The sequence below is a fragment of the Paenibacillus sp. EKM301P genome, assembly GCF_011800295.1.
GTDB classification, from domain to species: Bacteria; Bacillota; Bacilli; order Paenibacillales; family Paenibacillaceae; genus Paenibacillus; species Paenibacillus polymyxa.
This window is the reverse complement of sequence record NZ_JAALFM010000001.1, coordinates 962,167-984,606: the sequence shown is the minus strand read 5'-3', so window position 1 is coordinate 984,606 and position 22,440 is coordinate 962,167. Positions and strand designations below refer to the sequence as shown.

Below are 22,440 nucleotides of genomic sequence, written 5' to 3'. Positions count from 1 at the left end.
GAGGGGCTAATTATAAAAGGGGTGTATTAAATAATGACCATGATCCGTCCAGAGCAGAGTCAACAAGCAGCAGCCGAATATGTGCAGTCCGTTTTTGAGAAGGTTATCGCGCGCAATCCTCATGAGAATGAATTCCATCAGGCCGTCAAAGAAATTTTGGATTCGCTAATTCCGGTATTGGCTAAGCATCCTAAGTATATGCAGCAGGGGCTTTTGGAACGGCTGGTGGAGCCAGAACGTGTCATTACCTTCCGTGTACCTTGGGTAGACGATGCAGGCAATGTACAGGTCAACCGTGGCTTCCGCGTACAGTTTAACAGTGCGATTGGTCCTTATAAAGGTGGACTTCGCTTCCATCCATCTGTGTACCTGGGTATCGTCAAATTTTTGGGTTTTGAGCAAATTTTCAAAAATGCGTTGACGGGTCTTCCTATCGGTGGTGGCAAAGGCGGTTCGGATTTTGACCCCAAAGGTAAATCAGATAACGAAGTGATGCGTTTTACACAAAGCTTTATGACGGAGCTGTATAAATATATCGGCCCGGATGCCGACGTTCCGGCAGGGGATATTGGTGTAGGCGGCCGTGAGATCGGATACATGTTCGGGCAGTACAAGCGGATTCGCGGAGGACATGAAGGCGGCGTCCTGACAGGTAAAGGGATTCATTACGGAGGCAGTCTCACACGAACAGAAGCGACTGGATACGGTTGTGTGTATTTTGTAAACGAGATGCTGCAAGCTCAAGGTTTGTCCTTTGAAGGACAACGTGTTGTTGTGTCGGGCTCGGGGAACGTATCCATTTATGCGATTGAAAAAGCACAGCAGCTCGGTGCTACAGTCGTGGCATGTAGTGACTCGAATGGTTATATCTATGATCCAGACGGTATTGATCTCAAGCTGGTGAAGCAGCTTAAAGAAGTGAATCGTCTGCGGATTAGCGAGTATACAAAAGAGCGTCCAGGCGCAATCTATACAGAAGGCTGCTCGGGAATCTGGTCAATCCCATGCGACATCGCACTGCCATGTGCGACACAGAATGAAATCGACGAGCAAGCAGCACAGTTGCTGGTAAGTAATGGCGTAAAAGCTATCGGTGAAGGTGCCAATATGCCGTCGTCGCTACAGGCCATTGAAGTATTTTTGGAGAACGGAGTTCTGTTTGGACCAGCCAAAGCTGCTAATGCAGGCGGAGTAGCGGTTTCGGCGCTCGAAATGTCGCAGAACAGCATGCGCCTGTCATGGACCTTTGAGGAAGTGGATGCCAAGCTGCATGATATTATGAAAAATATCTATGCTAACAGCGTGAAGGCGGCTGAGGAATACGGCGTGCCAGGCAATCTGGTGGTCGGAGCGAACATCGCCGGATTTGTGCGTGTGGCTGATGCTATGCTGTCTCACGGAATTATCTAACTCAACGTCACAATTCCTTTTCTCCATTGTACAATGATTGAATAACCTAGCTAATAAAAGCAAAATTGAAGCTGAGCGGCTCCGTGTGAGTCGCTCAGCTTTTATTTGGCATGAGGCACTTTATTTTTCTCAGGGACTTGATTTATTGCTAAAGAGGATGTATATTACTTGATAGATCAATAATTGATGGATCAAGGGTTGGATCACGAGGCCCAGCGATATGCTAAAGGGAGGAGAGATTGATATCACCCAGACACCATCCGAGGCTGATTATATTTTTGATATGCTGCTGCTACTGAACAAGCAGATTAGCTCCAAGTTCGAGCGGTGTGCAGGAGTCAGTGCATCCAGATTGCAGCTATTATGCAAGCTGTATCAAGTGGAGGAGATTAGTCAAACGCTGCTGCAAAAAGAGGTTGGCATTGACGCTGCAGCCGTTACGCGTCATTTGAAGCAACTGGAAGCGACAGGAATGGTCACACGACGCACGAAGCCAGAGGACAACAGGGTTACCTTGGTAAGCCTAACCGATTATGGGCGTGCGCGTATTGTCATCTTTAAGCAGGAGCGCTCGCAGTTTGTAGCTCAGCTGCTACAGAGCTTCGACGAGACCCAGCGGCAGCAGCTAGCTGATATGCTGCAAGTGATGAATAGTCATATATCCAGTATGGACTGACAACATTGTAATTTTACATTTACCCACAGAGGAACAAAGGAGAGATTGGAATGAGTAATACGAATACATCCAATATTGTAAAAACGAATGATTTTAAAGAAATCGCATTGGGACGCCGTTCGGTAAAAGTATACGATCCGTCCGTGAAGATCAGCCGCGAGGAGATGACTGAGATTTTGACGGAAGCTACACGTGCACCATCATCCATTAATCTGCAACCTTGGCGTTTCCTTGTGATTGACAGCCCAGAAGGTAAGGCAACCCTGGCACCATTGGCTCGTTTCAACCAACGTCAAGTGGAGACCTCTTCGGCCGTGATCGCTGTGTTTGGGGATCTGAACAACTTTGATAATTTCGAACAAATCTTCGGAGAAGCTGTAGAACTGGGCTATATGCCACAAGACATTAAAGAAATGCAACAGGAAAAAGTAACAGCCCATTTTGCTGCCCTTGATCCAGTTGTGAACAGAGAAACGGTCCTGATCGACGGTGGTTTGGTATCTATGCAGCTTATGCTGGTGGCACGCGCTCATGGCTACGATACCAACGCTATCGGTGGTTATGAAAAGGATCAAATTGCCGAGGCCTTTGGTATGGACAAAGATCGTTATGTTCCTGTTATGCTCATTTCGATGGGTAAAGGAATCAACGAGGGGCACCCGTCCACACGTTTGCCGATTGATCAAATTGCACAGTGGAAATAAGGGAAACGAACTAACATCTATATACAACATAAAAATATACGCAACATAAAAAACAGGCGGAGCAAAGGACATTCCTTTGCTCCGCCTGTTTTTAGTTTGCCGGATGTAACGCTGATTCGGGAATTGATGACGTCCTTTAGTCTTAGGGTGATCCTTGACCTATATTTGCATCTGGTGTCTGTCCAGAGTCAGCAGTGTCATACTGAGGTGGATGATCACGCTTGGGCCATATAATCTGGTGAGAAGTATGGCTAAGCTCCTCATAAAATAACGGTGCTTTCTTGAACAGGCGTATGACCAGATGGAGAAAGAACCATCCGTTCAACACCAACAGCACAAGACCGATCAGAACACTTACCCAAGGGGACACTTGAGACCGCAGCACAGGTCCACCCAGTACGTAATTCAGTCCAAAATACAACCAGTACAAGAGACTGTACCGCTTGATGAGCTCCCACAGGGAAACTCGTTTTCCTCTCCCTGTAAGATGAATACGTACCAGCCATTTCCCTGGAGTTCGTCCATTCGTCAGATAAGGAACCACCATAAAATATATCCCACTGGAAATCCAGAAAGCAGCAGATACATGCAGGGACTCCGTGATGCCGAGTAACCCCGTCCAAAGGATAGAATCCACTAAAAAGGCTACTCCTCGTCTCGTATAGGACACCCGTTTGGTTGTAATGTCCACATGCTTGTCCAGATGCTCCAAGCGGGGAAGAAAGCGTGAAAACCATTCGCCCAATAGAAAGCCCAGCATACCGCCCAAAGTATTAGCCATCAGATCGTCCACGTCAAATACACGATACGCATGGTCAAAAAATCCGTACAATCCTGTCAGCTGTGTCACCTCAAAGAAGAGAGACAGGGTGAAGGACAAAATCAGGCACCATCCCCATCGTGCACGGAAATAATAACGTAAGAACATACCGAAAGGCATGGTCATCATCACGTTAAAAACCACTTGCAGAAAAGCACGCTCCTTCAGCAGATGCACATAACTGGAGGGATGAGCAGGTGAGACGGATGTTTCTCTTATGATGTCTTGCACGAACTGCAAGGGCATCCACTGCAAAGCTCCCCCGGTCAAAGCTGCATTATGACGCGATGCCGGAAGCGGTAGTATGACCAAAAAGAAGGCGTTCATCAAGTATAAAAGCATCAAGTAAAGCAACCACGCTCTAGCCTTGTGAATATAGCCATGTCTGCGATATTGCACGATAAGGAACGGAAGTGTAAACAATAACGCAGCAACAGGGAAGGCCAGAAAAGCATATGAAACGGGAAACAGATAAGATTGAATCATGAGCTGTTTAAGCCTGCTTTCTCCGGAACTTCACCAAAGACCAGATGACCAAAAATGCCATGAAAGCCACGCATACGCTGATGCTGATCCGATTTTGCGGGTCAATCAAGAACAGGAAGGCAATGACCCATAGGCATCCGACCGTAACCGCCGTCACATAAGGGAATCCCCATATCTTGAAGGTAGGCTCCACTGGATAAGATTTGCGCAGTTTCAATTGGGACAGGCAGATGCAGCTCCAGACGAGTAGCACGACAAAGCCAGGTACAGCCATCAAAATACGGAACAGCCCGTCCTGAGCGACGTATGCGACCATGGAGCCAACAATCAGGATGACCGCGCACAGTTTGAGACTGTTCACCGGAACTCCATTTGAAGACAGGCGAGCGAGTGACTTGGGACCTTCTCCATTAATCGCCAGCGAATGGAGCATGCGTGTAGCCCCGTAAATTCCCGAATTGGCGGCTGACAGTACAGCAGTGATCAGAATAAAGTTCATGACATGAGCTGAGCCTTGAAGCCCTACAGAAGACAATACCTGTACAAACGGGCTGGTACTTGCATCCAGTTGGTTCCAGGGAATCAAGCCACAAATAATGAGAATAGGCAGCGTATAGAACAAAACAACCCGAAGAATAAAGCTTTTAACCACTTTAGGCAGTACCTTTTCTGGATTTTCAGTCTCCGTCAACGTCAATCCGATCAGCTCAGACCCTCCGTAAGAAAAGGTAACGACCAGCAATGCCGAAAAGATTGCCAGCCAGCCATTGGGGAAAAACCCGCCGTGCTGAGCGTAGTTGCTTAAATAAGGTGGAGTTTCAGTGGGGATAATCCCAAACAGTATACAGCCACCCAAGGCAATGAAGATAATAATCATGGCAATTTTAATGCCTGCCAGCCAAAACTCCAGCTCCCCTAAACCGCCGACACTCAGCATGTTGACGACAATAATGAAAGCCGCACTCGCTAAACTGAGGAGCCATAGAGGGACATCTGGCAGCCAATATTGCAGGAAGCTTCCCGCGGCAATGACCTCAATGACACAGACAGCCAGCCACATGAAGCAATACAACCAGCCGATAATAAAAGAAAGTCGTTCTCCAAAAGCCTTGCGAATAAAATCCTTCATATTCATGTTGGGGTAGACGGTAGCCATCTCGGCAATCGCACCCATAACGACCAAGAGCAGCAGTCCTGCGAAGACATAGGATAAAATAACTCCAGGTCCTGCCAAGCTAATCGTTTCGGTACTCCCCTTAAAAATACCCGTCCCGATGACTCCACCCATAGCCATAAAGGTAATATGCCGTGGTCGAAGCTTTTTGTGTAAAGTTGCTTCATTTGATTTCAATATGAAATCCTCCTTCATCATAGTGTACAGCTTCAGCATAGCCCAAGCAGGGTTACTTCAATTAGACTTATACTACATGAAAATATCCAATTAGGAAATGAAAGAAATAGGATCTGGTAGGGAGATTAAAATAGATAGAGGAAAAAATGTAGAAGCAGAGGCAGAATGATATTGTTGACGATTGTTGTAATATCGATATCATTCTGTCTTTATGTTATATTCACCTTGTTTCGCGCGGGAATAATTGTTTCATGGTAGCCAAAGTAAAGGATGATATATAATGAGGTTGGTTTGGAAAAAAGTATGAATTTATGAAGCGGAGGCTTTGATACGTGAAGCAGGATCGGCAAAAGCAGACAGGTTCTCATTCCGGGATGAGCAAGGGGCATGAAGCTGATGAACTGAACAAGCTGCTGTCCGTATGGCTTCATTCGTCGATCCGTGTCATGGATGTCCGGCACATTCGACTGGAAGCGGAAGAGCTGGTTCAATTATATCGTCTCCCAGCGCATGCTTTTGTGTTTATGCTACAGGGTAGCGTGCGCTTGGCTGATGATTGGAAGGATGCATCCCATTCAGGATATGTACTGCATGGCAGCAAAGGCTTTGAACTGAATATAAAGCCTTCATCATGCGGGATCGAATATATTCTTGTACTATATAAAGCGACTTCTTTATCAAGACACACAGTGTATCACCAACCTTCATCAGTTTATGGTTTCATACCGCCCTATCCGGCTATACTATATCAAAAGCTGCAACTACTGGCCGACGCCTGGCAAGATCAAGAGGCGTTATCCAAAGTTCAGGCGCAGGGTCGGTTCTATGATTTTGCATATGAATGTATGCGCCAATCGCAGGAACCGCAGGCTCGGACTTCTACGCGAGACGTGGTGGCACAGGCGATTCGGTTTATACAGGCTCATTATGCGGAGTCCATCACGCTGGAACGTCTGGCCGGATTATTGGAATGTAGTCCGCGACACCTGACCCGGTTATTTAAAAAACAAACGGATAGTAGCCCGATTACGTACTTGATTCAATTACGGATGGACAAGGCGAAGGAGCTTTTACGGAAGACGGATGCCACTTTGCAGGATATTGCTGTGAGTGTGGGGTATTCAGATGTCTATTTCTTTAGCCGGGCATTCAAAAAATATACTGGCGTATCCCCGGTTCATTATCGGGACAGCTTATATTCATCTGCTTTTGTTAGTGATATGCGTCTGGATAATCCATCAAGACTGTCTGAATGTTCCATTGATTCGATAAGTGACGCCCTGCATACTGGTATTGAGGATAATAATCATTATCAAAACCATGACGAAGGGATTTTACAAATGAATAGAAACACAAAGCATTCCATGGCATTTATTGTATTGCTTAGTTTTACCTTGCTGCTGAGCGCGTGCTCAGGCACATCCAGTCCTACGGCAACCGATGGCGCTTCGCAAGGGAACAATAATACATCAGCAGAACCAGCATCACAGGAAAGGGTACTGAAGGATGCACTTGGGCATGAGGTGAAGGTTCCGGCTCAGCCTCAGCGTGTGCTCGCTTCTTATCTGGAGGATCATCTGGTGGCGTTGGGTGTTAAACCGGTAGCCCAATGGTCGGTGGGTAAAAATTCAGTTCAAGCTTACCTGCAAAAAGAACTGAAAGATGTTCCTGCCATCGCTTCAGATCTTCCGTTCGAGGCGGTTCTGAACTTCAAGCCTGACTTGATCATTATGGACAGTGCGAGCATGGTGGAAGGCGACAAATATGATCAATACTCCAAAATTGCTCCAACCTACGTTGTGGGCAGTAATATGAATAATGATTGGCGCCAAGAGCTGCTGACCGTGGGTGAGGTGCTGAATAAGAGCAGTGAAGCGAAGCAGGCATTAAGCAATTACGACAAAAAAGCAGCAGAGGCGAAAGCCAAGCTCAGTCAGACGGTAGGACAAAAAACGGCTGCGGCATTGTGGGTAACGGATAAAAACGTATATGTGGTGAACCAGAATTTATCCAGCGGTGATGTATTGTACAAGGATTTGGGATTCAAGATTCCACAGGTCGTACAGGAAATTTCCAAAACGGCCAAGGCGAACTGGAGCAATTTATCCCTGGAAAAATTGGCTGAGCTGAACGCTGATTATATCTTTATCGTGAACAGCAAAAATGTGAGCAAGGATGAGATTATTAAAGATCCAGTCTGGGCAGGAATTCCGGCAGTCAAAGAAGGCCATGTATACGACTTTGGCAAGGATTCCAGCTGGCTGTATACAGGTACAATTGCAAACAGTCAAATGATTGATGATGTTCTGAAAAATGTAATGAAATAATGTAACTCAATCATCTAGATTATAATAAAACAGCGCTATTCTTACTTCACGGCAGAGACCATAGTAGGAGAGCGCTGTTTTGTCTTTTCATTTACATGGACGCTTGCCGTGCAACCTGGTTTTATAATAAAAGATGCCTGCACAGGGCAGACATCTGTTTTTTTCGATATTAGGCTTTCGGAGATACCAGGATTTTAACCTGATTTTTCTCTTTCAGGAGACCTTCAAAACCTTGCTCGATCACTTCTTCGAGCTTAATACGTTTGGTCACAAGCTTGTCAGCAGGGAAATACCCTTTTTCCATCAAGCTGATGACAGCCGGGAATACATCGCGGTAGCCGATAATACCAGTCAGATTGCGTTCCTTCATAACGATATTGTTCGGTTTAATCGGAGCTTCTTTTTCAAAAATGCTGACGATCATGATTTGTCCGCTAATTTTAGTGGATTCAATAGCTTGAGTCAGCACAGGAGGTACTCCAGTGACTTCATAGGCTACATCTACGCCACCGTTAGTCCGTTTGTGCAGCTCTTCCACAACATCATAAGTTTTAGGATCAAGCACAATAGCACCCAGCTCTTCAGCTTTAGCTTTACGCTCCTCGGAAAGCTCTACTGCATAAATCTCAGATGCGCCCGAAGCTTTCAACGCTTCAATAACCAGCAATCCGATAGGACCAGCGCCAAACACGACAGCTTTGTCGCCGACTTTCAGTTGGCTTTGACGTACAGCGTACAAAGCAACGGCCGAAGGCTCTACCAAAGCGCCTTGCTCGAAAGATACGCTTTCTGGAATTTTGTGGACCATGTGCTCGTCAGCTGCGACATATTCAGAAAATCCACCGCCGCCGCCTGCCAAACCGAGGAAGCCCATTTTATCGCAAAGGTTATATTTGCCTTGTCTACATGCATCACATTCTCCACATGCAAAAACCGGTTCTACGACTACACGGTCGCCAACCTGAATCTTGGTTACGCCTTCACCGATTTCAACGACTTGTCCAGAAAATTCATGTCCCATCACAATCGGAGCTTTTTCGCCAGTCAGTGGATGCTGAGCGTTTTCAGGAATGAAGATCGGTCCTGCTACATATTCGTGAAGATCACTTCCGCAAATGCCACACCATTCCACTTTAATTTTTACTTTCCCCGGAAGAGCAGCGGGTTGCTCAATGTTTTCCAAACGTAAATCTTTTACTCCATGCCATCTCAATGCTTGCATGTCTTGTCATCTCCTTGATGAATATATGATCATTGCCGCTATAAAAGTGAATGAATAAGGAAACGTTTCCGAAAAATAATATGTCACAATTTTTACACATTGTCAAACCAAATTAATGCAAAAAGCACTTGATTTTTTTGTGAATATAATCACTTGTGACTATGGCGCTATATTTGACTTACTGCTCTGTACAAAAGAGTTTTTACGAATTATTCAGGCGAGGAAGAGACTAGAAGAAAACGAATTCAATTTTTAGAGACCCATTCTGTGGTATAATATCTATATTAGAGAGTTTATGTTCATAGAGAGAAAACGATTCCGAGCGTGAAAGGATTTTGGGTGTGTCAGAGCAAAAGAAAGTAACCATAGAGGATGTAGCCAAGCGGGCAGGGGTCGGTATTGCGACTGTCTCCAGGGCTATTAACGATAGCGAGGGCATCAGCCCCAAGACGAAGGCATTTATTTTGCAAGTGATTGAAGAAATGGGCTTTACGCCTAACACTTCAGCTCAGAGTCTAAAGGTGCGGCAGACACGCCAAATTGCGCTGGCTGTACCGGATATCCGTAACGCGATCATTCCAGAGATTGCTTGGTCCGTAGAACAGGCCGCCAAGCAGCACGGTTATCGTGTCGTGCAGATCAATACGGCCGGGAATGCCAGAATGGAGCTTGAAACGGTGCGTGAGGTTAAGAAGCTGCATGTAGACGGGCTCATCATTATGCCGCTGGCGTATCCCAAAATGTTGGTTGATCTGATTAACAAAGCGAACGTTCCCGTGTCTATTATTAACTATGGCAAGAAGCTGGGTGAAGACGTCAAAGCGGATATCGTCAGTCTGGCCCGGCAAGAGGGAAGACTTGTGATGGAGCATTTGCTTAAAATCGGAAGAACGAGAATTGCTTATGCAGGTGCGGCGAAGGACAAAATCGAAGAGAGATACTTTGCTTATGAGCAGTCTCTCCAGCATGTGGACCCCTCGCTTGTATACTTTGGCGATGACTTTTCCTTCGAGACCGGGCTACGGGCAGCCGATTATTTTTACAGCTTGAAAAATATGCCGGATGCGATTTATGCAGTTAATGATATGGTGGCCATAGGAATCGTAAACCGCTTTAAGGATTTGGGTGTAAAAGTACCGCAAGAGGTTGCAGTGGTCGGTATTGATAACAATTTGTGGGCTACGGTAACGACCCCGCAGATCAGCTCAGTTTCTATCATGGGGGAAGAGGTGGCACGCCTGGCTGCGGAACTGCTGCTTAAGCGAATTCAGGAACAGACCGTGGGGGATTATGAGCGTATACAGTTTGAGCCTCGTTTGATTGTCAGGGAATCCAGCGTCTCCGTGATCCGTAAGCCTACGGTTGGGCATGACGAGTAAAGTAAGTCTAGCTCTGAACCCTATTCCGTTATAACCATGGATGAATGGCTGCAGGCGTAATAGATATGGATAGGAGAGTGGATTCATGTCAAAAGGTAGCGTGTTCATTTCTGGAGCTTGTACTACATTATTGCTGGCTGTAATCCTAGGATGTACTCCCCATGCTGACCCTGCGTCGCCGTCTGGAGCAAGCAATGAGGAGCCCAAGCAAAGTGCGGCCAGTGCAACCAGTACGCAGCATACCCAGCAAAGTAAAGAGGAACTTGTACTGTCCTTTTATAAGGATTCATCCCTCAGTGATGAAGCAAAAGTACGTCATATTACGGACCATTTGGCAGGTATCCATTGGGGGAAGATGAACGAAATTAGTGAACATCAAAGCATGGAAATCATTGATTATCTCTATAAACAGCGCGCTTTGGTTCCTTCGGAAAGTTTCCCGAATGTGATCAAGGGCACTGCTGGCTTGGATGGAGCGCTAACTGAAGAATACGATAATCTTATGGAAGATTTGTTTACAAGGGACAAAACTACGATGATCCGAGTATTGGCAAATATGGACAAAACCAACCGCGTACAAGGTATAGGGGGCATCGGGTATGCTCTCAGCTATAGAGACCCGAAGGAAGTCAAGAAAGAGATTCAACAATGGCAGGCAGGACAACAGCTTACTACGGCAGAGAAGGATGTTATTCGTGCTCTGTTCGCCAAGCTGGATAATCCGTACTGATGCTGAATGAGTGATGAGCTTTGCCTAGAAGTATATAAAATGAAAAGCTGCTTCTCTACCCGAGGCAGCTTTTTTGTGCTGTTTGTACATCCTGCGATTATGATTGGAGGTGATCCTGATCTACACGCAAGCGCTTGATGTCACGAATTGGAGGGAGGCCGAACAAACGAGCGTATTCACGACTGAATTGAGAGGGACTCTCGTAGCCTACCTGAAAACCGACATCTGCCGCATCTGCTGATTCAGATAACAACAGGCGACGGGCTTCTTGCAGACGTAATTGTTTTTGATATTGCATTGGGCTCATAGCTGTAACCTCTTTAAAATGACGATGTAGCGACGAAGGACTCATATTAGCCAGTTGGGACAATTCCTCAATTCGCAACGGCTTATCATAATCTTGTTTAATTCGCTTTATGACTTCTGCGATCCGGTTTGAATGGCTACCAGTCATGACCAGTTGTTTTAAGGACTCTCCCTGCTTCCCCTGTAAAATCCTATACAATATCTCACGTATAACTAATGGAGCCAACACCGGAATATCCTGCGGTCTTTCCAAAAGACGTACGAGCCTTACCACGGCATCCAACAGTAGGGAGTTGGTTTGACTTACATACAAGCCTCGCCTGGAATCAGGTATTGAGGTAGTAGGAAAAGTAGACTCCTTGATGAGATTCAAAACCTGATACGGATCAAAATTGAGCCGGAAGCACAAATACGGGGCTTCTGCTGAGGCTTGTATCACCTGCCCGGAAATTGGTAAATCTACCGAAACCACAAGGTAGTCGGATGTGCCGTAATAGTAACTTTCCTCTGTGAGTATCACGACTTTTTTTCCCTGAGCCACAATGCATAAGGCGGGTTCATGGACCTGATAAATTGGAACGGTGGTAGTCGAACTTCGGACGAAGTGAAGTGAAGGGATATCTGTAGCGTGAACTCCGTCGTGACTTGTAAATTGTTCTATGAGACTGGTCAATTCGGCTTGCTTTTCCGTGGTAGAACTCTCAATTTCGGTTGCTTTCACTATGCCCCTCCCTTTTTTACACCGTAGTAATCTTCACTCTTCAGTGGACAAATTTACTTTGAGATGCGCTTTGTTTTTCGATATGGATTTGAATTCATATTAAGTGTCTTTGGAGGATTAGGCAATAATTTGCTCTGATTCTTCTACCATCTCCAATCACCATCGTCTCATAATAAAGATGTAGAAACAATGCTCAATAAACATGTGAAAAGGGAAAGCATCTACTTCAATAATTTCTTAACTAAAGGAGGAATAAGCATGTTAGATATTAAAGGGAAAGTTGCAGCTATTACAGGAGCAAGCAGTGGAATCGGTGAAGCTACTGCTCGTTTACTTGCTCAACATGGGGCTCATGTTGTATTAGGAGCCAGACGCACAGAACGACTGGAGGCTCTTACCTCCGAAATTCGTTCAAAAGGGGGATCGGCTGATTATATGCAACTGGATGTGACCCAAAGGGAGCAGATGGAAGCGTTCATTAAGTACGCTGAAAAACGGTTTGGACGTGTGGATGTCATTGTGAACAATGCAGGAGTGATGCCTCTTTCAAAATTGGAAGCCCTGAAAGTAGAAGAATGGGACCGCATGATTGATGTTAATATACGAGGCGTTCTGCATGGGATCGCGGCAGGGCTTCCCATCATGAAAAAACAAGGATTTGGTCAGTTTATCAATATTGCTTCTATTGGCGCGTATAGTGTAACGCCGACTGCAGCAGTATACTGCGCAACGAAGTATGCAGTTCGGGCGATTTCTGAGGGGTTGCGTATGGAGGTTGGTGGGGATATTCGTGTAACGCTGGTATCACCGGGAGTAACCGAATCCGAGCTTGCCGACAGTATTTCAGATGAAGAGGCTCGGCAGGGAATGAAAGAATACCGCCGTATTTCGATTTCGCCGGATGCCATTGCTCGTTCCATTGTGTATGCCATGGAGCAGCCTGCGGATGTAGATGTGAATGAAATCATTGTCAGACCCACGGCAAGCACAAATTAACTCCATGCAATAAAATCCGTGGTTCCATCTCTGCATTCAGATTGTTTTGTCCCCTATCCTTCTTTGCCGATGGGGGATTATTTTTATTATAAGATGAGGAAGACCATTATTCACACTATAGAGTCCAAAAAAGATGCGACTTTAACATAATCGGGTTTACTTTTACCAATGTTTGTGTTAAGTTGATTTCGACAAACATCGAAATTAAGACTGGAACCGAAGGGAGACGAACAGGGTGAAAGAGACAACAGAGATGCAGCAAGCTGTAAAAATATATAAAGCACTTGGAGAACCGACTCGTCTCAAGATAGCACTTCTGCTAAAAGAGGAAAGTGATCAATGCTGCTCTGTACTGGGCGAGAAGCTGAACAGTGTAGCGATTTCAACGCTATCACACCATTTGAAGCAAATGGCAGAATCGGGACTGCTCACATACCGCAAAGAGGGGACGTTTATTTATTACAGCTTGGATGTGGAAGCAGCACAGAAATATGCCCCGTTCCTGTTGACATAATTTTTTTTAGTCTTAATTTCGATATTTGTAAAAATACAAAAATATAAAAAAACTAAAGAAAAGAGGCGTTTTTTAAAATGCAGAGCACGTGGAAGGTGTACATTTTGGCCATTGTCAGTTTTTTGGTAGGTACATCTGAGTACATTATCTCAGGTATTTTGGATCAGATTGCGACAACCATGGGGATTACGGTGTCCGCAGCGGGCCAGTTGATTACCGTCTTTTCTCTTGCTTACGCGATAGGCACGCCGATTCTGATGGCAGTAACCGCTAAATGGGACAGACGCAACCTGCTCTTGAGTTCCTTAGGATTATTTGCAGTAGCCAATATGCTCTCCTTTGTCTTGCCAGGTTTTGGGATGTTTATTGCCGCACGTATTCTGATGGCCCTCGGGGCGGGGATGGTCGTGGTTACTGCACTGAGCATTGCTGCAAAAATAGCCCCAGTTGGCAAGCAGGCCAGTTCTATTGCTACAGTCACTATGGGTTTTACAGCCTCGCTGATTATAGGGGTGCCGCTTGGGAGAATGATCTCTTCTGCATATGGCTGGAAAACCGTATTTCTCGGCATCGCTTTAGCGGGGATTATTGCCTTGATCGTTATCGCTATGACAATCCCTCGCTTGAAAGGAGATCAACCGATCCCTTTACTGCAGCAGTTTGCACTTCTGAAAAAGCCTGAAGTTGCCTTGGGATTAGGCATTACCTTTTTTTGGCTAGGAGGTTATTCACTCGCGTATACTTACATCTCACCGTACTTGCTGAATGTATCAGGTGTAGGAGAGGATATGCTAAGCTCAGTATTACTCGCCTTCGGAATTGCCAGTCTAATCGGGTCAAAAATTGGTGGATACAGTGCGGATAAAAAGGGTATACCCTTTACATTATTAGGGGGCATGATGTTGCACGGTATTTCCTTACTCTTACTTCCTTTTGCCGCTCATTCTTTGATGGCAGTATTTGCTTTATTGATTCTATGGTCGTTCGCAGCCTGGACAACCGGACCTACTCAACAATATAACTTGGTCACTCTCGTACCGGAATCTTCCGGTGTGATGCTGAGTCTCAACCAGTCTACCATGCAGCTTGCTATGGCAGCGGGAGCCGGAATTGGCGGTGTAGTTGTTGGTCAGGTTACGCTGGCCTCCATCCCTTGGTTTGGAGCAGCTGGTGTCGCTATCGCCATGGTAGCTGTATATTTACTTTCACGAAGATCTTCGGTTCACACGGAATTGGGTGTAACAGAATAAAGAATTATAGAAAAATGAGCTCAGCGGTAGATGGCATCGCTGGGCTTGTTTGTTTTGAATGAGCAATCATATGCTCTCTGACAGCAGGAGGGTCTATCCAAACGCAATATCAGTAATTTTGCCGCCTTCTTTAAAACCGATATTTTTATAAACTTGATTGGAAACTGAATTTTTTACATCTGCGTAAAGCATGGGGGTTAGCTGCTCATTTTTTAAAATGGAACATAACCCCGATACAATTGCGCTGGCACAACCTTTTTTTCGCCAGGTAGGGGGAGTATAAACAGCATTAATACGGCCATGCCTTGGAGAACGATGAGCAATGTTAGCCATGGACACGGGCATACTATTTACAATCCAAAGATATAAATTCCCTGTCTCGATCGCTGCCTTCGCAGCTGATATTTGACTAGTCGGATCAACTGAACGGTCTAAAGCATCTTTTGAAAAACCAGCTAGAAGCTGGGCAACTACCTGTACGTCCTCTGAAGTGGCTTGTCGTATGATCCCCTCAACGCCGGAAGGTTTGTTGTATTCAGGACAGAAATAAGATTCCATAACCATATGAGTATGTACCTGAGCAGTATGCCGCTCGGCGTAAGCATGTGCGAAATTCTCGGCTGTTTCGACATCACCACATACACCTGATAGGTTGGTTCCTTCTAAATAATGTAAGAGTTCTTCGATATAGGTTAACTTATGGTTGCCGATGATTTGCTGCGAAATCCATAGCCAAGCCTTATGTCCGGGTGATTGAGCGAAAATCATATTTCCATCAGACGTTTTAAGGCATGTTGATTCTTCTGACTCACATATTCGATGAAGCAAATTATATCGAACCTCATCAATCAAAAATGGATTGTGATTTAATAGATCATCGAATGGGACAAGCTGCTCAATCATGGCTTTGCCTCCCTAAAAAATGAGGTTTGATCTAATGTACTTGTATATGCTATGAAAATAAACTGCTACGAAGAGCTGTTGTTATATCTACTAGGATTTAAACTTCCGCGCTATAAGCTTCTTATTCTTTTGTCGCCAAATCCATCTTTCGATAAAGTTTTTTTCTTTTCTTTCCTGAAGCGTTTCCTTCATCCCTTTAATGAGAAATTCGGATCTTCGCTTGTCGTTCCTGCTAATTTCACGTAGTTCCTCAATAAATTTATCGTCCATGTCTGCATCTCCGTTAGTTCAGGATTTTCCAAATTACTAAGATAAATTATACAGAACGTATGTTCCTTTTTCAAGTCTGCGTCTACTCTATTCAACACATAACCATTTTTAGATGAATGCTGTGAGGCCCGCGCCAATTGAATAGGGAAGCATATGCTAAAGTTGAAAGGAGGAATTTACAACATGACTAATAAAGCATACGTATCTCAAACGTATCCACGCCTTACAGTCTACAATGAAGAAAATTTTCGGGGTTCTAGCAGAGTATTCAGAGGAAACCTAGGTATCCGCAACACCGATAATATTCTCGACGGCATCGAAAGTCTGCGTTTCTTTTCTACCAGCAGCAATGCTACACTTGTACTCTTTACTGGCACGCGGTTTAGAGGTAACTTCCGTGTGTATAGAGGCAATCGCAGCATCGCCGACCTGGATGATCTGATTCGCGGGAATGATGTGGAATCTATTATCTCTACCAATCAACGTTTGACGTTGCAGCAAATCCGTAATATCCGCAGTACTGGCAGACTGCCATCCGGCTATCGGATCATCTAACGGTCTTTAGTTTATAAATACGCTATTTTACTAGACTGTTTCAGAAGCTTGCAGGTTTTGGGCTTCTGGAACGGTCTTTGTATGATGGAACTGGAAAATATGAGTAATACTTTAAAAGTAAAACAAAATCATGGACAAGTCAACGATGTACACTCATGTCGGCGATGAAAACAATCGCATTTTACTTATAATGTGAAATAATACATTTTAAGCTTATGGCATACTTCTTTAAAATGAAATTTAAATTTTAAATATAGTATGGAATGAAGGGAAGGCTTGTCTATGAATTGGTTTAAAAAGTATCCTGTTTTCCAATAGCTTCGTTAACATAAAAAGCAATTTCACAGACCATATGTGCAAGAATGAGGACGAAACAAATACAGCCTCTTGATAGAATGAGACACATCACCTATTAGGAGGCTATTTTTATGAACAAAATCCAGCAATTTCATGCACTTCATACTTCAAAGGAACCTTTATTTTTAGGGAATGCTTGGGATTTGCTATCTGCCGTGGCTCTGGAGAAGGCAGGCTTTAAGGCGATAGGTACAACGAGTTGGGGGATTGCCAATACACTTGGGTTTGCAGATGGAGAGCTTATTGATTTTGACCAGCATGTAAGCATCATTCGCACTATTGCAGAGCATGTTCAAGTTCCTGTGTCGGCAGATATTGAAGCAGGATATGGGGAGGATGCGGCAACGATTGTCGAGCATGTATTAAGGACAGCCGATGTCGGAGTGGCGGGGATTAATATTGAGGATTCATTAAAACAGCAAAAGGGACTTCGAGAAGTGAGGGCGCACAGTGACCTGCTGTCCAAAATAAGAGCTGCCTTGGATGTTCATGGGTTTAAAGAGTTTTTTATAAATGCAAGAACGGATGCATTTTTGCAGATGGAGACTCCACTTTCGGAGACCATAGAAAGGGCCAAAGCGTATGTGGATAGTGGTGCGGACGGAATTTTTGTTCCAGGTTTAAAGAGTGATGAAGAGATCAGAGAGGTTGTATTTCATATACATGCTCCGCTTAATGTTTTATCTTTGCCAGGTCTGACGAATGTCCGCCAGCTTCAGCAGTTAGGAGTCAAACGGTTTAGCTTTGGAAATGCGTTTTCTGATAAGATAATAGTTGTTTTGCAAAAGAATGCGGAACAGTTGATCAACCTTCAAGATACGTCAGATTTATATGAGGATTTTGCAAAAATCCCATAAGCGACTTCCAATGAACAACATATAAATCGAAATGGTTTAGTTCGTCTATATATTGCACTTCGGAGCGACTGGAATCGAATTTTACAAAATCCTGAACTATATGAACTAGGGAAAGGACGGAATTTTTGATCATGGCTAAACCTAGTCTTTCTTTTGAGGAAATGTGGGAGAAAATCATAGCATGTGATCGTAAATATGACGGGGTGTTTTTTACCGCTGTGAAAACAACCCGTATATATTGCCGACCTTCCTGTCGATCCCGAAAGCCGAAAAAAATCAATGTCGAGTTTTACTTTGATGTGGACACCGTGGAAAAAGCGGGTTTTCGCGCTTGCAAAAGATGCCAGCCTCATACAGATCATTCGCCGTATATCAGGCTTGTCCAGAATGTGATAGCTTTTTTAATCAACCATTATAAAGAAAAACTAGTATTGCAGGATATTGCGGATCATGTTGGAATAAGCACTTTTTATTTGGATCGGATCTTTAAACAAGAAACCTCGGAAACCCCGCGTATGTATTTGGAAAAAATAAGAGTAGATAAGGCAGCTTATCTTCTTAAAAATACAGATCTTACGAATCTTGAAATTTGCTATGAGACAGGCTTCCAAAGTCCCTCCAATTTCTATAAGTCGTTTCGCAACTTGAACCAATGTTCTCCTAGTGAGTATAGAAATTTGAATAAGGATTAGAAAAGGAAGGTGGATATCCTTAATGAGCAAGTTATACGTATTAAATTATGTATCGCCGATTGGAGAGATAGAGATACGGGGCACCAATGAGGCTGTCTATTCCATTATGTTCTCTAATCGGAATGAGCCTTTAACGATGCTTACAGAAGAAGCTCCAATCCAAGTATTAGAGGAATGCGCCAGCCAGCTTGACGAGTATTTTAAAGGTGAGCGCTTTGAATTTTCGTTTCCTTATGCTTTTGAAGGTACGGACTTCCAGCAAAAAGTATGGAATGCGCTAGTTACCGTGGGTTACGGTACAACGACAGCTTATAAAGATATTGCTCTCGCTATTGGAAACGAAAAAGCAATCCGAGCCGTTGGCAGTGCGAATGGCAAAAATAAGCTGAGCATTGTGATTCCATGTCACCGAATTATCGGATCAAATCAGAAACTAACTGGCTATGCAGGGGGCCTATGGAGAAAAGAATGGTTGCTCCAGCATGAGAAGCGTTGTCTGAGATCATAAGGAGGGTTCATGGATGAGAGAGACATATTTAAAAGAGTTTAAGCCGGAAAGCTGGGTCAACATGGTTCAGGTCTATCAGGAGCGATATGATCAGGTAGATCCGGTGATAAGGGCAAAGGTGGCCAAAAGTGAAATTCCAAAGGAGATTCAGATTGTGCTGCTGCCCGACATGGGCGAGTATTTGCTGACTTGGATGGATCAAAAGGTTCCCGCACTTGGTCACGAAACACCGTCAGATTATTTAAAAAGCGAAGAAGGGATCAAGGCACTGAAGGCAGCCATTCTGCGTATGCCGCGTTAAACCAACTGACTCAAGGAAATACATATAACATTGAACATTGACTAGAGGTAAAGCCAACAAGGTTTGTCCAAATCCCATAAAGCCGTTCAAAGGGAGCCGTTGACCGGCTCCCTTTGGCGATCACAAGCAACCTGTAATAAAAGAGTTCTACTTGGTTGAAAGCTCACTCTCCGTCACCCATTTATGATTTTTGACAGGCTCTCCTCCTGTAGTCGGCGTATAGTCTACCATATATACGGTCGTTGGCTCGGCGGAATCTATGATAGCCTTAGCCCCATCCATCCCCTTCATGTGGTCTGCCGCCAGAATAACTTCTGTGCCAGGTGCATAGGGCTCGCTGCCCGCATCCTTAATCTCTTCATGAATAACCCACTTATGATTATTCACTTTTTCTCCTCCAGTAGTTGGTGTATAGGAGACTGTATAAGCAGTAGTCGTATAAGCACCCACAACCGTGGCCGTAGCGCCCTTCATGCCTGCCATATGATCGGCTTGAATGGTCGCTTGGCTGCCAATTTTGAAGGCTGGGTTTTCAGCTTCTTTTAGTCCAGCAGGAAGCTCACTGGATGTGGAATGGTTCATATCTGATGCGTCATGCTGTTGACTGCTGCTTGTCGTATGCTCCTGGGCTGGCGTGTTACTGTTCCCGCACCCACTCAAAATAATCATGACTGCACCAGCAAGTAAAGTCCATTGTATTCTCATATTCAATAGCTCCTTTAGGGTTATATTCTCACATTCAAATATACCCATAGGGGGTATGTTTGAAACGGAATTATTTTACAAACTTGTGAAGTGCTTTGTTTTCAAGTGGAGCGCCCGAAGCGACCCCCTTTTTAGTTTTGCGGAAGATACGTAATTTAAATGTTGTTGACAGTGAATAAAAAATCATTGTAATATCTACAAAACATATCAAATTACTATGTTTTAAAAGCTTTAAATATTTTAAATCACCAAAACTAGACCATATCAAGGAGCAGGGGGAGACATCAAATGAAGAAACAATGGATTTCATTTATATTGCTGCTGGGCGTAGTTGTGCTTTTTATTTCAGGCTGTGGCAGCAAGAATACGTCGGGCAGCGCTGTGGACGAAGAAAAGAAAACACTGCATATCGGCTTTAATCCCGGTCCATATAGCGATCAGTTTAAGAATGGTGTGGCTCCATATTTGGAGAAGAAGGGGTATAAGATTACATATAAAGAGTTTACAGACGGGGTTCAGCCCAATGTAGCCGTGGCTAATGGAGATATTGATGCCAATGTGTTCCAGCACTCGCTCTATCTGGATTCAATGAATAAGCGGGAGAATATTGATCTGATTGGTGCTGTGCAAGTTCCGACTCCTCCAATGGGATTGTACTCCAGCAAGCATACCAGCCTTGACGAAATCAGTGCTGGAGCCCAAATCAATCTGCCCAACGAGCCAGTCAATATGCTGCGGGCGCTGAACATTTTGAAGGAAGTAGGTTGGATTACCTTAAAGGACAATATCGATCCATTGCAAACTTCGGTGAACGACATCACCTCTAATCCGCATCATCTACAATTTGTTGCTACCGACCCGGCACAAGGGCCACGTGCATTGGAGGATGTTGATTTTGCGGCTATACAAGGGAATTTTGCTGTATCGAATGGAATGAAGTTAACCTCAGCATTAAAGCTTGAAAAACTGACAGATCCATTCACAAATGTGGTAGCTGTGGACAGCAAGAATAAGGACAAGCCCTTCGTCAAAGACATTATTGAGGGATATCATTCCGATGAATTCCAAAAGTACATCCAATCGAATCCTGTGTATGAAGGCTACAAGCTGCCAAGCTATTTTAAATAACTGAGGTATTATCTTATGTGGGCTGACTTACCTAGTCTGTATCTTATGGATAGAAGGTGGAGATAACGTGATTTTTTCATCCTCTGATCTGGTCAAGGCTCTGCCTGACAACTATTTTAGCGCAATTGATGACAAAGTGAATCTGTATAAAAGCAAAGGAATAGATGTAATTAATTTGGCAGCCGGCAACCCAGATCAGCCAACACCACCGCATATCATCAACGCTTTGAAGGAAGCGGTCGATCAACCGATCAATCAGGGCTACCCGCCTTTTCATGGGAAAAGAAGCACGCTGGAGGCTGTCGCTGCGTTCTATCAACGGGAGTATCAGGTGGAGCTGGACCCTGACCGGGAAGTTGCTGTATTCAATGGCTCAGCCATAGGTGTAATGGGGATTCCGCAGGCGTTGCTGAATCCCGGTGATTGGTTGTTGACCACCGATCCGGCATATCCCCAATATTATTCCGCTGCTGCGCTGGCAAGAGCTCGTATTCATACGATTCCTCTGGATGAGAAACATGGATTCTTGCCGGACTATACAACCGTACCGGAAGAAATCGCAAAGCAGGTCAAACTGCTCATGATTAATTATCCGAACAATCCGACAGGAGCGGTAGCTTCCGCAGATTTCCTGACGAAGACACTGGATTATGCTGCTCGGCACCAGTTTCCGGTTATGAATGACTTTGCATATGGTGCTCTTGGATTTGGCGGGCATAAGCCAATTAGTCTATTGCAAATCCCTGGCGGCAAGGAATATGGTGTCGAGACGTATACAGCTTCCAAAACGTATAACATGGCTGGATGGCGCTTTGGCTTTGCGGTTGGAAATGCGTCCGTTATTGGTGCGCTCAAGCATTATCATACGCATGCCTACAGTACTGTTTTTGGCGCGGTACAAGATGCGGGAGCTGTCGCATTGCTGGGCACCCAGGAGCCAGTACGGAAGCTCGCGGCGTTATATGAGCGGCGACGTGATGTTCTCATTGCAGCGTTACGAAATATTGGCTGGGATGTTGCCGCTCCCCAAGGGTCTTTTTTTGCCTGGTTCAAGGTGCCGGAAGGGTATACATCGGCTTCCTTTGCAAACTTTTTATTGGACGAGGCGCAAGTTGCGGTTGCCCCTGGAGAAGGGTTTGGTCGTGCAGGAGCTTCTTATGTGAGGGTCAGCCTGGTGAACAGTGAAGAAAGACTGCTAGAAGCGGTACAGCGCATCGCAGCAACGGGTGTCTTTCAAGCATAAAGAATAAGCTGGAATAAAAGAAATTCATG

General features: G+C 44.8%; 23 protein-coding genes. 16 read left to right on the top strand and 7 right to left on the bottom strand.

What is annotated here, in order from left to right:
• Positions 1-33: 33 nt before the first annotated feature.
• From gdhA to HFD99_RS04445, 3 genes are all read left to right on the top strand, one after another.
• The gene (gdhA, locus tag HFD99_RS04455) at positions 34-1,410 is read left to right on the top strand and encodes an NADP-specific glutamate dehydrogenase (protein WP_019688217.1); all 1,377 of its coding nucleotides are present in this window, start codon (positions 34-36) and stop codon (positions 1,408-1,410) included.
• Positions 1,411-1,693: 283 nt separating this feature from the next.
• Complete coding sequence (locus tag HFD99_RS04450; protein ID WP_026065410.1) at positions 1,694-2,086, top strand: MarR family winged helix-turn-helix transcriptional regulator; 393 nt, start codon at positions 1,694-1,696, stop codon at positions 2,084-2,086.
• Positions 2,087-2,136: 50 nt separating this feature from the next.
• Entirely contained in the window at positions 2,137-2,790 is a 654-nt protein-coding gene (locus HFD99_RS04445; RefSeq protein WP_016821829.1) for a nitroreductase family protein, read from the top strand.
• A gap of 142 nt (positions 2,791-2,932) precedes the next feature.
• On the opposite strand, the gene HFD99_RS04440 is transcribed toward HFD99_RS04445, so the two are convergent.
• Positions 2,933-4,096 carry a VanZ family protein gene (locus HFD99_RS04440; RefSeq protein WP_123797493.1) on the bottom strand — a complete coding sequence of 388 codons (1,164 nt, stop codon included), beginning with the start codon at positions 4,094-4,096 and terminating at the stop codon, positions 2,933-2,935.
• Between the two features lie 7 nt (positions 4,097-4,103).
• On the bottom strand, positions 4,104-5,447 hold the full coding sequence (locus HFD99_RS04435) for an amino acid permease (protein WP_016821827.1): 1,344 nt from the start codon (positions 5,445-5,447) through the stop codon (positions 4,104-4,106).
• A 332-nt stretch (positions 5,448-5,779) separates the two neighbouring features.
• Here HFD99_RS04435 and HFD99_RS04430 point away from each other — a divergent pair, with 332 nt between their 5' ends.
• The gene (locus HFD99_RS04430; RefSeq protein WP_123797492.1) at positions 5,780-7,774 is read left to right on the top strand and encodes an AraC family transcriptional regulator; all 1,995 of its coding nucleotides are present in this window, start codon (positions 5,780-5,782) and stop codon (positions 7,772-7,774) included.
• Positions 7,775-7,943: 169 nt separating this feature from the next.
• On the opposite strand, the gene HFD99_RS04425 is transcribed toward HFD99_RS04430, so the two are convergent.
• On the bottom strand, positions 7,944-8,996 hold the full coding sequence (locus HFD99_RS04425; protein ID WP_016821825.1) for a 2,3-butanediol dehydrogenase: 1,053 nt from the start codon (positions 8,994-8,996) through the stop codon (positions 7,944-7,946).
• A 341-nt stretch (positions 8,997-9,337) separates the two neighbouring features.
• Here HFD99_RS04425 and HFD99_RS04420 point away from each other — a divergent pair, with 341 nt between their 5' ends.
• Positions 9,338-10,375 carry a LacI family DNA-binding transcriptional regulator gene (locus tag HFD99_RS04420; protein WP_016821824.1) on the top strand — a complete coding sequence of 346 codons (1,038 nt, stop codon included), beginning with the start codon at positions 9,338-9,340 and terminating at the stop codon, positions 10,373-10,375.
• Positions 10,376-10,460: 85 nt separating this feature from the next.
• Positions 10,461-11,105 (top strand): hypothetical protein, encoded by a 645-nt coding sequence (locus HFD99_RS04415; RefSeq protein WP_123797491.1) that lies wholly within the window; start codon positions 10,461-10,463, stop codon positions 11,103-11,105.
• 97 nt (positions 11,106-11,202) lie between these two features.
• Here HFD99_RS04415 and HFD99_RS04410 read toward each other — a convergent pair whose 3' ends face one another.
• Positions 11,203-12,132, bottom strand: coding sequence for an AraC family transcriptional regulator (locus tag HFD99_RS04410; protein WP_123797490.1), 930 nt, complete (start codon positions 12,130-12,132; stop codon positions 11,203-11,205).
• Positions 12,133-12,390: 258 nt separating this feature from the next.
• On the opposite strand from HFD99_RS04410, the gene HFD99_RS04405 reads away from it, so the two are divergent.
• The 3 genes from HFD99_RS04405 to HFD99_RS04395 all read left to right on the top strand — a co-directional run bounded on the left by HFD99_RS04405 (position 12,391) and on the right by HFD99_RS04395 (position 14,892).
• The gene (locus HFD99_RS04405; RefSeq protein WP_016821821.1) at positions 12,391-13,128 is read left to right on the top strand and encodes an SDR family oxidoreductase; all 738 of its coding nucleotides are present in this window, start codon (positions 12,391-12,393) and stop codon (positions 13,126-13,128) included.
• Positions 13,129-13,363: 235 nt separating this feature from the next.
• Entirely contained in the window at positions 13,364-13,642 is a 279-nt protein-coding gene (locus HFD99_RS04400) for an ArsR/SmtB family transcription factor (RefSeq protein WP_016821820.1), read from the top strand.
• Positions 13,643-13,719: 77 nt separating this feature from the next.
• On the top strand, positions 13,720-14,892 hold the full coding sequence (locus HFD99_RS04395) for an MFS transporter (RefSeq protein ID WP_017426839.1): 1,173 nt from the start codon (positions 13,720-13,722) through the stop codon (positions 14,890-14,892).
• Between the two features lie 93 nt (positions 14,893-14,985).
• Here the strand turns inward: HFD99_RS04395 and HFD99_RS04390 are convergent, their stop codons facing one another.
• The gene (locus HFD99_RS04390; protein ID WP_017426840.1) at positions 14,986-15,795 is read right to left on the bottom strand and encodes a GNAT family N-acetyltransferase; all 810 of its coding nucleotides are present in this window, start codon (positions 15,793-15,795) and stop codon (positions 14,986-14,988) included.
• 90 nt (positions 15,796-15,885) lie between these two features.
• Positions 15,886-16,065 (bottom strand): hypothetical protein, encoded by a 180-nt coding sequence (locus HFD99_RS04385; RefSeq protein ID WP_013311365.1) that lies wholly within the window; start codon positions 16,063-16,065, stop codon positions 15,886-15,888.
• Between the two features lie 183 nt (positions 16,066-16,248).
• On the opposite strand from HFD99_RS04385, the gene HFD99_RS04380 reads away from it, so the two are divergent.
• The 5 genes from HFD99_RS04380 to HFD99_RS04360 all read left to right on the top strand — a co-directional run bounded on the left by HFD99_RS04380 (position 16,249) and on the right by HFD99_RS04360 (position 19,335).
• Positions 16,249-16,620 (top strand): hypothetical protein, encoded by a 372-nt coding sequence (locus HFD99_RS04380; RefSeq protein WP_016821817.1) that lies wholly within the window; start codon positions 16,249-16,251, stop codon positions 16,618-16,620.
• Between the two features lie 428 nt (positions 16,621-17,048).
• A complete protein-coding gene (locus tag HFD99_RS04375) occupies positions 17,049-17,834 on the top strand; it encodes an isocitrate lyase/PEP mutase family protein (protein WP_123797489.1) in 786 nt (261 codons plus the stop codon).
• A 131-nt stretch (positions 17,835-17,965) separates the two neighbouring features.
• Positions 17,966-18,526: a bifunctional transcriptional activator/DNA repair enzyme AdaA gene (locus HFD99_RS04370; RefSeq protein ID WP_019688208.1), complete on the top strand. Its 561-nt coding sequence runs from the start codon at positions 17,966-17,968 to the stop codon at positions 18,524-18,526.
• A gap of 22 nt (positions 18,527-18,548) precedes the next feature.
• Positions 18,549-19,034: a methylated-DNA--[protein]-cysteine S-methyltransferase gene (locus HFD99_RS04365; protein ID WP_044787736.1), complete on the top strand. Its 486-nt coding sequence runs from the start codon at positions 18,549-18,551 to the stop codon at positions 19,032-19,034.
• Between the two features lie 13 nt (positions 19,035-19,047).
• On the top strand, positions 19,048-19,335 hold the full coding sequence (locus HFD99_RS04360) for an antitoxin Xre/MbcA/ParS toxin-binding domain-containing protein (protein ID WP_113049991.1): 288 nt from the start codon (positions 19,048-19,050) through the stop codon (positions 19,333-19,335).
• Between the two features lie 147 nt (positions 19,336-19,482).
• Here HFD99_RS04360 and HFD99_RS04355 read toward each other — a convergent pair whose 3' ends face one another.
• A complete protein-coding gene (locus HFD99_RS04355; RefSeq protein ID WP_113049992.1) occupies positions 19,483-20,040 on the bottom strand; it encodes a YdhK family protein in 558 nt (185 codons plus the stop codon).
• 288 nt (positions 20,041-20,328) lie between these two features.
• Here HFD99_RS04355 and HFD99_RS04350 point away from each other — a divergent pair, with 288 nt between their 5' ends.
• Positions 20,329-21,168 carry a MetQ/NlpA family ABC transporter substrate-binding protein gene (locus tag HFD99_RS04350; RefSeq protein WP_123797487.1) on the top strand — a complete coding sequence of 280 codons (840 nt, stop codon included), beginning with the start codon at positions 20,329-20,331 and terminating at the stop codon, positions 21,166-21,168.
• A gap of 67 nt (positions 21,169-21,235) precedes the next feature.
• Entirely contained in the window at positions 21,236-22,411 is a 1,176-nt protein-coding gene (locus HFD99_RS04345; RefSeq protein ID WP_123797486.1) for an aminotransferase class I/II-fold pyridoxal phosphate-dependent enzyme, read from the top strand.
• The last annotated feature ends 29 nt before the right edge of the window (positions 22,412-22,440 follow it).